General features: G+C 73.6%; 16 protein-coding genes. 14 read left to right on the top strand and 2 right to left on the bottom strand.

Annotated features, from left to right (window positions below; translation table 11 throughout):
* The first annotated feature begins 143 nt into the window (after window positions 1-143).
* The 5 genes from KBX50_RS17970 (at window position 144) to KBX50_RS17950 (ending at window position 4,879) form a co-directional block, all read left to right on the top strand.
* A complete protein-coding gene (locus KBX50_RS17970) occupies window positions 144-563 on the top strand; it encodes a TraR/DksA C4-type zinc finger protein (RefSeq protein WP_164449180.1) in 420 nt (139 codons plus the stop codon).
* 67 nt (window positions 564-630) lie between these two features.
* Entirely contained in the window at window positions 631-1,311 is a 681-nt protein-coding gene (gene lspA, locus KBX50_RS17965) for a signal peptidase II (protein WP_210938213.1), read from the top strand.
* Entirely contained in the window at window positions 1,308-2,252 is a 945-nt protein-coding gene (locus tag KBX50_RS17960) for an RluA family pseudouridine synthase (protein WP_210938212.1), read from the top strand. The genes lspA and KBX50_RS17960 overlap by 4 nt, the downstream gene beginning before the upstream one ends.
* Before the next feature lie 41 nt (window positions 2,253-2,293).
* Window positions 2,294-3,337 carry a hypothetical protein gene (locus tag KBX50_RS17955; RefSeq protein WP_210938211.1) on the top strand — a complete coding sequence of 348 codons (1,044 nt, stop codon included), beginning with the start codon at window positions 2,294-2,296 and terminating at the stop codon, window positions 3,335-3,337.
* A 96-nt stretch (window positions 3,338-3,433) separates the two neighbouring features.
* Window positions 3,434-4,879 (top strand): AAA family ATPase, encoded by a 1,446-nt coding sequence (locus KBX50_RS17950; RefSeq protein WP_210938210.1) that lies wholly within the window; start codon window positions 3,434-3,436, stop codon window positions 4,877-4,879.
* A gap of 104 nt (window positions 4,880-4,983) precedes the next feature.
* Here KBX50_RS17950 and KBX50_RS33385 read toward each other — a convergent pair whose 3' ends face one another.
* A complete protein-coding gene (locus KBX50_RS33385; protein ID WP_282101474.1) occupies window positions 4,984-5,115 on the bottom strand; it encodes a hypothetical protein in 132 nt (43 codons plus the stop codon).
* On the opposite strand from KBX50_RS33385, the gene KBX50_RS17945 reads away from it, so the two are divergent.
* On the top strand, window positions 5,105-6,001 hold the full coding sequence (locus tag KBX50_RS17945) for a DUF2567 domain-containing protein (RefSeq protein WP_210938209.1): 897 nt from the start codon (window positions 5,105-5,107) through the stop codon (window positions 5,999-6,001). The two genes, KBX50_RS33385 and KBX50_RS17945, sit on opposite strands and share 11 nt — an antisense overlap.
* Here the strand turns inward: KBX50_RS17945 and KBX50_RS17940 are convergent.
* Complete coding sequence (locus tag KBX50_RS17940) at window positions 5,913-6,614, bottom strand: LON peptidase substrate-binding domain-containing protein (protein ID WP_210938207.1); 702 nt, start codon at window positions 6,612-6,614, stop codon at window positions 5,913-5,915. The genes KBX50_RS17945 and KBX50_RS17940 overlap by 89 nt on opposite strands.
* A 107-nt stretch (window positions 6,615-6,721) precedes the next feature.
* Between KBX50_RS17940 and hisD the strand changes: the two genes are divergently transcribed.
* The 8 genes from hisD to KBX50_RS17900 are packed head-to-tail and all read left to right on the top strand — an operon-like array spanning window position 6,722 to window position 12,836.
* A complete protein-coding gene (gene hisD, locus KBX50_RS17935; protein WP_210938205.1) occupies window positions 6,722-8,080 on the top strand; it encodes a histidinol dehydrogenase in 1,359 nt (452 codons plus the stop codon).
* On the top strand, window positions 8,077-9,198 hold the full coding sequence (locus tag KBX50_RS17930) for a histidinol-phosphate transaminase (protein ID WP_210938203.1): 1,122 nt from the start codon (window positions 8,077-8,079) through the stop codon (window positions 9,196-9,198). The genes hisD and KBX50_RS17930 overlap by 4 nt, the downstream gene beginning before the upstream one ends.
* Entirely contained in the window at window positions 9,195-9,806 is a 612-nt protein-coding gene (gene hisB, locus KBX50_RS17925; protein ID WP_099844733.1) for an imidazoleglycerol-phosphate dehydratase HisB, read from the top strand. Before KBX50_RS17930 ends, hisB begins: the two co-directional genes overlap by 4 nt.
* 34 nt (window positions 9,807-9,840) lie before the next feature.
* Window positions 9,841-10,014, top strand: a complete 174-nt coding sequence (locus KBX50_RS17920; RefSeq protein WP_247673964.1) for a hypothetical protein — start codon at window positions 9,841-9,843, stop codon at window positions 10,012-10,014.
* Window positions 10,011-10,682, top strand: a complete 672-nt coding sequence (hisH, locus tag KBX50_RS17915; protein WP_210938201.1) for an imidazole glycerol phosphate synthase subunit HisH — start codon at window positions 10,011-10,013, stop codon at window positions 10,680-10,682. The genes KBX50_RS17920 and hisH overlap by 4 nt, the downstream gene beginning before the upstream one ends.
* A 30-nt stretch (window positions 10,683-10,712) precedes the next feature.
* Window positions 10,713-11,033, top strand: a complete 321-nt coding sequence (locus tag KBX50_RS17910; RefSeq protein WP_210938200.1) for a hypothetical protein — start codon at window positions 10,713-10,715, stop codon at window positions 11,031-11,033.
* A gap of 22 nt (window positions 11,034-11,055) precedes the next feature.
* Window positions 11,056-11,781, top strand: coding sequence for a bifunctional 1-(5-phosphoribosyl)-5-((5-phosphoribosylamino)methylideneamino)imidazole-4-carboxamide isomerase/phosphoribosylanthranilate isomerase PriA (gene priA / locus KBX50_RS17905; protein ID WP_210938199.1), 726 nt, complete (start codon window positions 11,056-11,058; stop codon window positions 11,779-11,781).
* A 56-nt stretch (window positions 11,782-11,837) separates the two neighbouring features.
* A complete protein-coding gene (locus tag KBX50_RS17900) occupies window positions 11,838-12,836 on the top strand; it encodes an NADP-dependent oxidoreductase (RefSeq protein WP_210938198.1) in 999 nt (332 codons plus the stop codon).

Here is a 12,836-nt window from a genome sequence, read left to right as displayed (position 1 = left end):
CGCCTTTACGTTCCGTATCCTTGCCAACCTCCGGAGTGCGCGGCCCCGTGGCCGCGCGCCCGTTTTGTACCTGGGGCGGCCGATGCGGCGGCCCCTGTCGAGGCGTCGCGGGCAACCGCGGCTCCGTGGCCGAGGGAGCGACGATGGCCAAGCCAGCCGACACCAGGACCGCAGGCCGCAAACCTGCGGCGAAGTCCACCCGCAGCGCCGCGGAGACCGAGAAGATCCGAGCCGCGTTGGCGGCCCGGCACGAGGAACTGCGAGCCGAGTACGATCAGACGCTGAGCGAGATCACCGAGCTGCAGCGCGACCGCCTCACCGACTCGGCCGGGGACGACCAGGCCGACACCGGCACCAAGACGTTCGAGCGGGAGCAGGAGATCTCCCTCGCCAACAGCATCCTGGAACGGATCACGCAGGTCGAGCGCGCCCTGGAGCGTCTCGATGAGGGTGGCTACGGCTGGTGCGAGCGATGCGGCAACCCCATCCCGGTGGAGCGGCTGGCCGCGTTCCCGTCGGCCACCCTCTGCGTGACCTGCAAGCAGCTGGAGGAGCGGCGCTGACGGCACGCTCCCCGGCGTAGGTGCGCAGCGGTGCGACCGTACCGCCGCGATAGTCGATGGGGAGCAGATGAGCGCAGCACCGCCCGCTGGATCCGGCACCACCGGGTCGGGCACCGCCACGAGATCGCGGCGCCGAGCCGTCACGATCCTCCTCTCGCTCGCGGTGTTCGCGTTGGCCGTCGACCTGTTGACCAAGCATCTGTCCCTCCAGGAACTCAGCGACCGTGAGCCGGTGCGACTGCTGGGTGGGGCGCTCTACCTGTCGCTGACCCGCAACAGCGGGGCCGCGTGGAGTCTGGGCAAGGACTACACCTTCATCTTCCCGATCATCGCGATCGGGGTGCTGGGCTGGATCGCCTGGATGGCGCGGACGTTGCGCTCGGCCCCGTGGGCGGTCGCGCTGGGCCTGGTGGTCGGTGGCGTTGTCGGCAATCTGCTCGACCGGATCTTCCGGGCGCCGGGCTGGTTCGTCGGGCACGTGGTCGACATGTTCAGCGTCTTCGACCCGTACGGTCGGGTCTTCCCGATCTTCAATGTCGCCGACAGTGCACTGGTCTGCGGTGTGCTGCTCGCCGTCGCGCTGGAGTTCACCGGACGCCAGCGCGACGGCACCCGGGCGCTGCCCGACGGCCGGCGCGGTGACATCGACCGGGAAGACCCACCGGCCGGGGGCGGCACCGCGGACCGGCAGCCCGCCGGGGCCGGCGACCAGGGCGACACCGACGGCGGACGGCGGGAGCGGGCGTGACGGCCACCTTCGCCGCTGGCGGCGACCAGCGGAGCCTGCCGGTGCCCGACGGACTCGACGGGATGCGACTGGACCAGGCCGTCGCCCGGCTGTTCGGCCTGTCCCGTACCGCCGCCGCCGCGCTCGTCGATGCCGGGGAAGCGCTGGTGGACGGTGCGGTACGACCCAACTCGCACAAGGTGCGGGCGGGCTCCTGGCTGGAGGTGACGCTGCCCGCGCCCGCCACGGCTCCGGTGGTGGTGCCCCAGGCGGTGCCTGGGCTGCGAGTGGTGTACGCCGACGACGACATCGTGGTGGTGGACAAACCGGTCGGCGTGGCCGCGCATCCGAGTCCCGGCTGGACCGGCCCGACCGTGATCGGCGGGCTCGCCGCGATCGGGCACACGATCGCCACCAGCGGCGCCGCCGAGCGTCAGGGCGTCGTGCACCGCCTCGACGTCGGCACCACCGGCGTGATGGTGGTGGCCAAGAGCGAGCAGGCGTACAGCGCGCTGAAGCGGGCCTTCAAGTATCGGGAGGTGGAGAAGCGCTACCACGCGGTGGTGCAGGGGCACCTGGACCCGTTGCGCGGCACCATCGACGCCCCGATCGACAGGCATCCGCACCACGACTACCGCTGGGCGGTGGTCTCCGGTGGCAAGCCGAGCATCACCCACTACGACACCATCGAGGCGTTTCCGTCCGCGAGCCTGGTCGACGTGCGGCTGGAAACCGGCCGTACGCACCAGATCCGGGTGCACTTCTCGACGCTGCGGCATCCGTGCGTGGGTGACCTCACGTACGGCGCCGATCCGACACTCGCCGCCCGGCTCGGACTGGACCGGCAGTGGTTGCACGCCAGAGAGTTGAGCTTCGAGCACCCCCGTACGGGGGACGAGGTCCGCTTCGTCAGCGACTACCCTGACGATCTGGGACGCACGTTGGAGATCCTCCGCGACTGACGCGTCCCACCCGTTCCGACCGACCGACGAGGGGACCGCCCGTGCGCGCCGGCGATCTGCTGCGGAAGTTGGACCAGCGACTGCTGCCCCGCCTCGCGGCCACGGTGACTCGGCTCGGCCATGGCCCGAGCCGGACTCCGCTGCTCGGCTGGGTGGCGATGCTGTCGTGCACCACGGTGCTGGCCACGGCCGTGCTCGCCACCGGTGGCCCACCCGTGCCGGACCGCACCGTCGGCGAGGTGACCCGGGTGGGCGTGGTCGAGGGCGACTCCATCCCCCGTTACGAGGCGACCGCGGCAGCCGACCTGGCCGCGCTGGCCGGCTCGCTCGGTGACGGCACGTACGCCCTGGTCTCGCTCACCGAGTACCTCACCCCGGCCCGACTCGCCGCGGTGGTCGGTGACGTGGGGGTCGCGGTGGTGTTCGGACGGGTGCCGCTGCCGGAGCGGCAGACCGAGATCGTCCGTATTCCGACTCAGCGGGTGCCGGAGGACGTGACGGCCGGAATGATCAAACTCGCCGAGCGCAAGGAGCGGGAGGCCGCCGACTACCGGGCCCGGGCCACCGCGCTGGGCGGTGGTGGCCCGGAGGAACGCGAACTGCGCGGCCTGTACCTCAGTGGCGCCCAGGTCGCGGCGGCGGAGGCGGCCGCGTTCCGGGCCGAGTGCGCCTGCCTCTACGCCCTGGTGGTACGCGCCGAACCGGCGAAGCTACGCGGCGTCGCGGCCCGCTCCGGGGTGCGGGTGGTGGATCCCGCTCCGGAGGTCCGGCGGTTGGAGCGGACCGTCTTCACCCCGCCGCTGCCCGAGCAGCGCGATGTCGTCCGGCCGCCGGTGGACCGGACGCCCACACCGGAACCGACGGCGAGCGCCACCGCCACCGCCACCGCCAGTGCCACCGCAGCCGCCACCGAGGACTCGCCCGCGCCGGAGCCGACAGTGGCGGACCGCTCGCTGACACCGCCGGAGGTGACGGATCCGTCACCGTCTCCGTCGCCGCCCGCACCCGCACCTTCGGCTTCGACATGGACGCCTTCGACCTCGGCAGACACCGTCGACGAGGATGATCCAGAGTCGGCACCTTGACGGTTGTCGACACATCCGGTTGTCGCCCGGTGTGGCCTCAGTAGGCTTTCGTTCGTAGCCTGTCAGACGGAGACCGAAGCGCTGGGGAGGCGATCCGTGGAGGGCAGCGAGACCGGTTGGGGACGGCCCGCCGAACCCGCACCGCGGTGGCGGGCGCTGCTCGACCGAGCCCGCCTCGGCGGACGCAGCGCAGAGCCGGCCGCCACCGAGCGGCGGGCCGAGGAGCCACCGCCGTCACCGTCGCCTGAGCCGTTGCCGCGGCGGGGGCCCGGCACCGGCTACGCGGGGCGGGCGCCGGCCGTCGGCCAGCCGGCGGACCGGTCGTACGGGGAGGAGCCGGACTACCGCGCCGAACCTGCCTACCGGGTCGACCCGGCGCATCCGGCCCGGCCCTACCGGGGACAGCCGGCGCAGCCGCCGTACCCGGCGGTGCCGGAGCCGCGCCGGCCGGAGCCGATGGAGTCCCGGTACAACCTGCTGGACAACGGCTACCGGCACGCCGCGCCGCCGGTGGAGTCCCGGTACGCCCTGCTGGACAACGGCGGCTACCAGCCGCCCTCGTCGGCGATGGCGTCGCCTGCCGTGGCGCCGCCGGTGGCACCGTTGCCGGCCGTGGCCCCACCGACCCCGCCGCCGGCTGTGCTGCCGCCGACCCCGCCGCCGGCTGTGCTGCCACCGGCCACCGTGGCCGGCCGTCCCGGGCGCATCGAGTGGCGTGCGCAGAGCGCCGGCAGCGACCTGGAACGGGCCGCCGCCGTGCTCCGGCGCGACCTGGGCACCCCCCGAGTGATCGCCTTCGCCAACCCGAAGGGTGGGGTGCACAAGACCACGGCCACCGTGCTGGCTGCGGCGACCGTCGGCAGCGTACGCGGCCGAGGCGTGCTGGCCTGGGACGACAACGAGCTACGCGGCACCCTCGGGCTGCGCGCCGGTAGCGCCCGGCATGCCCGTACGATCCGGCACCTGGTCGCCGATCTCGTGCAGATCGAGATCCGGGAGGGCGCGGAGCTGTTGGAGATCCTGGACGACTACCTGCGGCACGCCTCCGACGGGTCGTACGACGTGCTCGCCGGCGAGGAGAGCCCCCGGTTCGCCCAACGGCTGGACCAGTTCACCGTCAAGCGGGTGCTGGAGCTGCTACGTCGCACCCATGACGTGATCTGTGTGGACACCGGCAACAACGTGGAGAGCCCGAACTGGCGTACCGTCATGCAGGCCGCCGATCAGCTGGTGGTCACCACGGTGCCCCGCGAGGACGCCGCATTCAGCGCAGACTGGATGCTCGACCTGCTGCACGAGGAGGGGATGGGTCAGCTGGCCGACAACGCCGTCACGCTGATCTCCTGCCCCACCCCGGGCCGGTTGCCGTTGCAGGGCGACCTGGAGAAGCACTTCGCCACCCGGACCCGCGGGGTGACCGTGGTGCCGTACGACCCGGCGCTGGAGACCGGCTCGTCGATCGAGTACCACCAACTCCAGGGCGAGACCCGACAGGCCTGGCTACGGGCCGCCTCGGCGATGCTGGAGCCGTTCGGCCGCTGAGCGACACTCGGGGTACCGGCCGGTCCGAACGTCGGCCGGCCCGGGTGGCTCGCGGCACCCGCTGCCGCGACACGGTGTACGACCGACGAGGGTAGCTGCGAGGATCATCGGGTGAGCCCGACCACCCCCGCCGCCGAACCGCCCGCCCGGCCGTCGGCTGCCCTGCCGAATTCGTCGACCGAGCCGACGACCAGATCGACCAGCCAGCCAGCGACGAACGATGCCGTGACGTCCACCGAGCCGGATGGCCAGCCGGCCGCCGAGGCCACCGCGTCGGGTACCGAGGCCACCGCGCCGGGTGGCAAGGTCGCCGAGCCGGCCGCTGAGGCCACTGAGTCGAGCGGCGACCCGGCGTCGAGGGCTGCCGTGCCCTCCGCCGAGGCCGTCGATCCGAGCGCCGGAGGGCCCGGTGGGCGTGGCCGAGTGGCGGCGTTCGGAGTGGCCACGGTGTTGGTCCTGGGCCTGCTGGGGGCTCCGCTGGGGTGGCTCTGGGCGGCGGTCGCGCCGGCCACGCCGGTCGTCAAGAGTGGCGACGGCGCGGTGTACGGCCAGCCGCAACCGGAACAGCCGATCGCCGCCGACGGGTGGTTCAGCCTGCTCGGTCTGGCGTTCGGGGTGCTCACCGCGCTCGCCGTGTGGTTCCTGCTGCGTCGCCACCGGGGCCCGGTCGGGCTGGTCGTCGCGGCGGCCGGTGGGCTCGCCGCCGGGTTGGTCGCCTGGCAGGTGGGGCGCCGGGTCGGACTGGCCAGCTACCAGCGGCTGCTGGACAGCGCTCCGGACGGCACGCGCTTCAGCAAGCCGGCGGACCTGCGGGCCGGCGGGATCGAGCAGTTCCTCGGGGTGCTGCCGGTGCCCTACGGCAACCTGCTGCTGCCGGCGTTCGCCGCCGCGGTCACGTACACCCTGCTCGCTGGCTGGTCGCGGTGGCCGTCGCTGCGGCCCGAGCCGGAGCCGGACCTGGCCTGGCTCGCCACGCATCCGCCGCTGCCCGCAGGGCCGGCGGGAGCAGCCGGTTCCGGGCCGGCGGGCGAGGTCAGTTCGGGGCCGGCGGGGGCGAGGCCAACTCCGCCAGCGGCACCGGAACCGCCCGCACCTGGCGAAGCAGCGCCGCCTCGCGGTTGAGCAGGTGCAGTTCGGCGCGCAGCCGGGCCGCCGTGCCGTCGATGGCGAGTAGGCGCTGGCGGTCGGTCAACGTCAGCGCCGCGGTCGCGGCGACCAGGTGGGACAGCACGGTCGGGTCCTCGGGCAGCTGCTCGGTGAGCTGACCGGCCTCGGCCCGGATCAGGCCCAGGTACTGCCGGAAGACGGCGATCACCCGGGCCGCCAGCAGATCGGCGGTTTCGTCCGGGCCGTCCGGCTCGGGCAACCACTGCACCTCGGCGGTCAGGTACGGCGCGGAAGTCCGGTCGACGTCGCCCATCCGGAAGCGACGCCGCCCCACGGTGACGATGTCGAAGCCGCCGTCATCCAACTCGGTGACCTGCCGCAGCTCGGCGGTGCAGCCCACCTCGTGCAGGGTGACCTCGCCGGTGCCGGGCACGTCCTGGCCGGCACCGGAGGCGACCTCCCAGCCACTGCGGATGGCCACCACCCCGAACTCGCGTGGTGCGCCCTCGGGCAGCGCGACGAGGTCTCGGACCAGCGCGCGGTAACGCTCCTCGAAGATGTGCAGCGGCAGTACCAGCCCCGGGAAGAGCACCGTGGCGAGCGGAAACACCGGTAGCCGTGCGGTCACGTGATCAAGCGTAGCCCGACGGGCGGGCGGCGGCGTGTCCCGGCTCACCGTCCCGGACAGCGGGCGGCACCGGTCGGCCCGGCGGAGGGCCGCCTAGACTCGCAGGCGTGTTGAACCGGATCGACCTGCGCGGTGGCGCGCGTGACCCGCGCCACCTGCTGCCTCGCGCCCAGCTCGACGTCTCGGTGGCGGTCGAGCGCATCCGCCCGATCGTCACGGCGGTGCGTGAGCATGGATATCCGGCGGTCCGCGAGGCCAGCGAGCGGTTCGACGGGATCGCCCCCGAGGTGCTGCGGGTGCCGGCGGAGGCCATCGCGGCGGCGGAGGGCACGCTGGACGACCAGGTCCGTGCGGCGCTGCTGGAGTCGATCGCCCGGGCCCGGCGGGTGCACGCCGATCAGCGACGGGTCGACCACACCACCCAGGTCGTGCCCGGCGGCACGGTCACCGAGCGGTGGATCCCGGTCGACCGGGTCGGCCTCTACGTCCCCGGTGGGCTGGCGATGTACCCGTCGACCGTGGTGATGAACGTGGTGCCCGCCCAGGCGGCCGGCGTCCGGTCGCTGGTGGTGGCCAGCCCGCCGCAGAAGGACAACGGCGGCCTGCCCGATCCGCGGGTGCTTGCCGCCTGCGCGCTGCTCGGCGTCGACGAGGTGTACGCCGTCGGCGGTGCCCAGGCCGTGGCGATGCTGGCGTACGGCTGTGCCGTCGACGCCGCCGGCAGCGCGCACTGCGCACCGGTCGACATGATCACCGGCCCGGGGAACATCTGGGTCACCGCCGCGAAGCGGCTGCTGCGCGGGGTGGTCGGCATCGACGCGGAGGCCGGCCCGACCGAGATCGCGATCCTGGCCGACGACACCGCCGACCCGGTGCACGTCGCCGCCGACCTGATCAGTCAGGCCGAGCACGACCCCCTCGCGGCCAGTGTGCTGGTCACCCCGTCGGTCGGCCTGGCCGATGCGGTCGACCGGGAGCTGGCCCGACTGGTGCCGGCCACCAAGCACGCCGAGCGGGTCAGCACCGCGCTGGGCGGCGAGCAGAGCGGCGTGGTGCTGGTCGACGACCTGACGGCCGGCCTGCGGGTGGTCGACGCGTACGCGGCGGAGCACCTGGAGATCCAGACCGTCGACGCCCGTCAGTGGGCGATGCGGGTACGCAATGCCGGCGCGGTCTTCGTGGGCGCGTACTCGCCGGTGTCGCTGGGCGACTACTGCGCCGGCTCCAACCACGTGCTGCCCACCGGGGGATGCGCCCGGCACTCGTCCGGGCTGTCGGTGCAGTCGTTCCTGCGCGGCGTGCACGTGGTGGAGTACACCGAGGAGGCGCTGCGGGAGGTCGCCGGCCACGTGGTGACCCTGGCGAACGTGGAGGATCTGCCGGCGCACGGCGAGGCCGTCACCGCCCGGCTTCCCGGTGCTTCCCTACACCCGGCGCCGCAGTCGCAGACCGGGGCGGCCACATGATCGGGTTGGCCGACCTGCCGATCCGTGACGATCTGCGGGGGCTGTCGCCGTACGGTGCGCCGCAGCTCGACGTGCCGGTGCGGCTGAACACCAACGAGAACTCCCACCCGCTGCCGGAGGCGGTGGCCGAGGCGATCGGCAAGGCTCTCGCGGCGGAGCTGCGCGACCTCAACCGCTACCCCGACCGGGACGCGTTGGCGTTGCGGGCCGACCTGGCCGGGTACCTCGGCCACGGGCTCACCGCCGACGGGGTGTGGGCGGCCAACGGTTCCAACGAGGTCCAGCAGCAACTGCTCCAGGCGTTCGCCGGGCCGGGACGCAGCGCGCTCGGGTTCACCCCGGCGTACTCGATGCATCCGCTGTTGGCCCTCGGCACGGGCACCCGGTGGGTGCCGGCCCGCCGGGGCGCCGACTTCGCGCTCACCGCCGACGAGGCGGTCGAGCAGGTCCGCGAGCACCGGCCGGACGTGGTCTTCCTCTGCTCGCCGAACAATCCCACCGGAACCGCGCTCGACCCGGCGGTGATCGGCGCGGTGCTGGACGTCGCTCCGGGGATGGTGGTGGTGGACGAGGCGTACGCGGAGTTCGCCCGGCCGGGCACGGTCAGTGCCCTGTCGATGCTGCCCGGGCACCCACGGCTGGTGGTCACCCGGACGATGAGCAAGGCGTTCGGGTTCGCCGGGGGTCGGTTGGGCTACCTGGCCGCCGATCCGGCGGTGGTGGCGGCGGTGCAACTGGTCCGCCTGCCGTACCACCTCTCCGCGCTCACCCAGGCCGCCGCCCGGGCCGCGCTGGCGCACTGCGACGCCCTGCTCGGCACGGTCGCCGAGATCGCCGAGCAGCGTGACCGCATCGTCAGTGAGCTGCGCCGCCGTGGCCTGCGGGTCGCCGACAGCGACGCCAACTTCGTGTTGTACGAGGTGGGCGGCGACCAGTCGGTGGCCTGGCGGGCGTTGCTGGCGCACGGCGTGCTGGTGCGTGACGTCGGCCTGCCCGGTTGGCTGCGGGTCACCGCCGGCACCCGGGCCGAGACCGACGCCTTCCTGGCCGCCGTGGACAGTATTCAGCGCGAGGGTTCCATCGCCCCGCAGCCGCGACCGACGAAAGGCACATCATGAGCCGGACCGCCCGGGTGGAGCGGATCACCAAGGAGACCAAGGTCCTGGTCGAGGTCGACCTCGACGGCACCGGAGTGGCCGAGATCAGCACCGGGGTCGGGTTCTACGACCACATGCTGCACCAGATCGCCCGGCACGGCGGCTTCGACCTGACCGTGCGCACCGTGGGCGACCTGGAGATCGACGCGCACCACACGATGGAGGACACCGCGCTGGCCCTCGGTGCCGCGTTCGATCAGGCGCTTGGCGACAAGGCGGGCATCCGCCGGTACGGTTCGGCCACCGTGCCGATGGACGAGGTGCTGGTCCGGGCGGCTGTCGACCTCTCCGGCCGGCCGTACGTGGTACACGACGAGCCGCCCCTGGCGCCGTACATCGGTCCGGTGTATCCGACCAGCATGACCCGGCACATCTGGGAGTCCTTCGGCCAGGCGGCCCGGATCACCCTGCACGTGGACGTGTTGCGGGCGGCCCGGCCCGGCGGGCATCCGGACGCCCACCACGTGGTCGAGGCGCAGTTCAAGGCGGTGTCCCGGGCGCTGCGGGAGGCCACCGCGGTGGACCCGACGGCGGGCGGGGCGATTCCCAGCACCAAGGGGGCGTTGTGACGGGCCCGGGTACGGCGTGGCGGAGGTGTCGCCGGTGAGCGGCATCCTGCCCACGTTGCTGTTGATCCTGGCCGGCGTGCTGGTCGGTGGGGCGTTGTCCCTGCACCGGCAGGGTGCGCCCCGCGGCGCGGTGGTCGTCACCGCGCTGCTGGCCGTGCTGGCCACCGCCGCGGGGGTGCTCTGGCTGCTGCCGGGGGACGGGTCATGACCGGCCGACCCGACGGTGGGGCGGCCCCCGGTGGACGGCGTCGAATCGTGGTGCTCGACTACGGCTCGGGTAACCTGCGCTCCGCCGAGCGGGCGCTGGCCGCGGCCGGCGCCGACGTGCTGGTCACCGGTGATCTCGCCGCCGCGGCCGACGCCGACGGCCTGGTGGTTCCCGGAGTGGGCGCCTTCGCCGCCTGCGTGGCGGGCATCGAGGCGATCGGCGCCGGGCCGGTGATCGCCGGGCGGGTCGCCGCCGGCCGCCCGGTGCTGGGCATCTGTGTGGGCATGCAGATCCTCTTCGAGTCCGGCGACGAGCACGGGGTGGTGACCAAGGGACTGGGCCTGCTGCCGGGCTCGGTCACCCGGCTCGCCGCCGCCCGGCTGCCGCACATGGGCTGGAACACCGTGCAGGCGCCGGTCGGCTCGGTGCTCTTCGCCGGCCTGCCCGCCGACAGCCGGTTCTACTTCGTCCACTCGTACGCCGTGGGCGACCCCGCCGCGTTGACGGCGTCCGGGGCCCGGGTGACCACGGCCCACCACGACTGTGACTTCGTCGCGGCGGTGGAACGCGGCGCGCTGTCCGCCGCCCAGTTCCACCCCGAGAAGTCCGCCGAGACCGGTGCCGCGTTGCTGCGCAACTGGCTGGCCACCGTGCCCGCCGGTGACTGAGCCGGTGGGGCACACCCGCCGGGAGGCAGAGTGAGCAAGGAACGGGCCCAGCGCCGGGCGGCCCGCGAGGCGGAGGCGGCCCGGCAGCGGGTGCTGCGCGAGCGGGCCACCGCCCGTCGGACCCGCCGTCGGGCGTTGGTCCGCCGGGTGGTGCCGACGGTGCGTCGTGGCCGCACCGGCCGGTTGCCCCGATACTCCCGGGGAGAGCGGGCCACGATCGTGGCGCTCACCCTGGCGGCGATCACCCTCATCTGGGTGCTCGTGCCCGACCTGGCGCTGCGGGTCGGGCTGATCCTGCTACTGCTGCTCGTCCTACCGGTGATCGTGGTGATCGCCCTGGACCGCCGTTGACCATGCGAGAGGGACAAGACACATGAGCCTCACCCTGTTGCCCGCCGTGGACGTCGCCGACGGCCAGGCCGTCCGGCTCGTGCAGGGCGCCGCCGGCAGCGAGACCACCTACGGCGACCCGTTGGAGGCCGCGCTGGCGTGGCAGCGCGACGGCGCCGAGTGGATCCACCTGGTCGATCTCGATGCCGCGTTCGGCCGGGGCAGCAACGCCGAGCTGCTCGCCGAGGTGGTGCGCCGCCTCGACGTGCGGGTGGAGCTGTCCGGCGGCATCCGGGACGACGCCTCGTTGCGGGCCGCGCTGGCCACCGGTGCCGAGCGGGTGAACATCGGCACCGCCGCGCTGGAGGATCCGCAGTGGTGCGACCGGGTCTGCGCGGAGTACGGCGACCGGGTCGCGATCGGGCTGGATGTGCGCGGCCGGACCCTGGCGGCCCGGGGCTGGACCCGTGACGGCGGCGACCTGTACGAGGTGCTGGAGCGACTCGACAAGGCCGGCGCCTCTCGGTACGTGGTCACCGACATCACCAAGGACGGCACCATGCGGGGGCCGAACCTGGACCTGCTGCGCGAGGTGTGCGCCCGTACCGACGCCCCGGTGATCGCCTCCGGCGGCGTCTCCACCCTGGACGACCTGCGGGCGCTGGCCACGCTGGAGTCGGTAGGCGTGGAGGGGGTCATCGCCGGCAAGGCGCTCTACGCGGAGGCGTTCACCGTGGCCGAGGCTCTGGCGGTCCTGGCCAACCCGTGATCGGGGTCGAGCCCCGGCCGTGCCATCGCTCCGACGGCAGAGGAAAGGACACTCCCGTGCCCACCAACCGTGAGATCCAGCTGGCCTCGCGCCCGCAGGGCTGGCCCACCGAGGACAATTTCCGGCTCGTCACCGCCGAGGTGCCCACGCCCGGCCCGGGGCAGCTGCTGGTCCGCAACCGGTACATGTCGGTGGATCCGTACATGCGCGGGCGGATGAACGACGTGCGCTCCTACGTGCCGCCGTTCGCCCTGGACGCGCCGCTGGACGGCGGGGCGGTCGGTGAGGTGGTCGGCGGCGAGGCCGACGGGTTCGCCCCGGGTGACACCGTGCTGCACGGTCTCGGCTGGCGGGACTACGCGCTGGTCGAGGCGAAGGCCGCCCGCAAGGTCGAGCCGGGTCTCGCACCGCTGACCGCGTACCTCGGTGTGCTCGGGATGACCGGGCTGACCGCGTACGCCGGGCTGCTGGAGGTGGCCGCGATGCGTCCGGGCGAGACGGTCTTCGTCTCCGGGGCGGCCGGCGCGGTCGGCAGCATGGTCGGCCAGATCGCCCGGCTCCGCGGTGCGGGCCGGGTGGTCGGCAGCGCCGGATCAGCGGCCAAGGTCGAGCGACTGCGAGCGCTCGGCTTCGACGCCGCATTCGACTACCACGACGGCCCGGTACGCGACCTGCTGCGGGCCGCCGCCCCCGACGGCGTCGACGTCTACTTCGACAACGTCGGCGGCGAGCACCTGGAGGCGGCCATCTCGTCGATGAACCTGCACGGTCGGGCGGCGATCTGCGGCATGATCGCGCAGTACAACGACACCGAGGCGCCGGCCGCCCCGCGCAACCTGGCCCAGGTGATCGGTAAGCGGCTGACCCTGCGCGGCTTCCTGGTCAACGATCACGGCCACCTGCGGGAGCAGTTCGTGCGGGAGGTCTCCGGGTGGCTGCGCGACGGCACGCTGGCGTACGACGAGACGATCGTCGACGGCCTGGAGAACGCCCCGGCGGCCTTCCTCGGCCTGCTGCGGGGGGAGAACCTCGGCAAGATGCTGGTGCGGCTGTGA

Source organism: Micromonospora sp. C51, assembly GCF_018070435.1.
Lineage (GTDB): Bacteria > Actinomycetota > Actinomycetes > Mycobacteriales > Micromonosporaceae > Micromonospora > Micromonospora sediminimaris.
This window is presented reverse-complemented; position numbering and strand designations above follow the sequence as displayed.

Bases quoted from the DNA above. Each gene is read 5' to 3' on its own strand.
- KBX50_RS17970 (WP_164449180.1), top strand. From the start codon at position 144: ATGGCCAAGCCAGCCGACACCAGGACCGCAGGCCGCAAACCTGCGGCG.
- lspA (WP_210938213.1), top strand. From the start codon at position 631: ATGAGCGCAGCACCGCCCGCTGGATCCGGCACCACCGGGTCGGGCACC.
- KBX50_RS17930 (WP_210938203.1), top strand. From the start codon at position 8,077: ATGATCGGGTTGGCCGACCTGCCGATCCGTGACGATCTGCGGGGGCTG.
- hisB (WP_099844733.1), top strand. From the start codon at position 9,195: ATGAGCCGGACCGCCCGGGTGGAGCGGATCACCAAGGAGACCAAGGTC.
- hisH (WP_210938201.1), top strand. From the start codon at position 10,011: ATGACCGGCCGACCCGACGGTGGGGCGGCCCCCGGTGGACGGCGTCGA.
- priA (WP_210938199.1), top strand. From the start codon at position 11,056: ATGAGCCTCACCCTGTTGCCCGCCGTGGACGTCGCCGACGGCCAGGCC.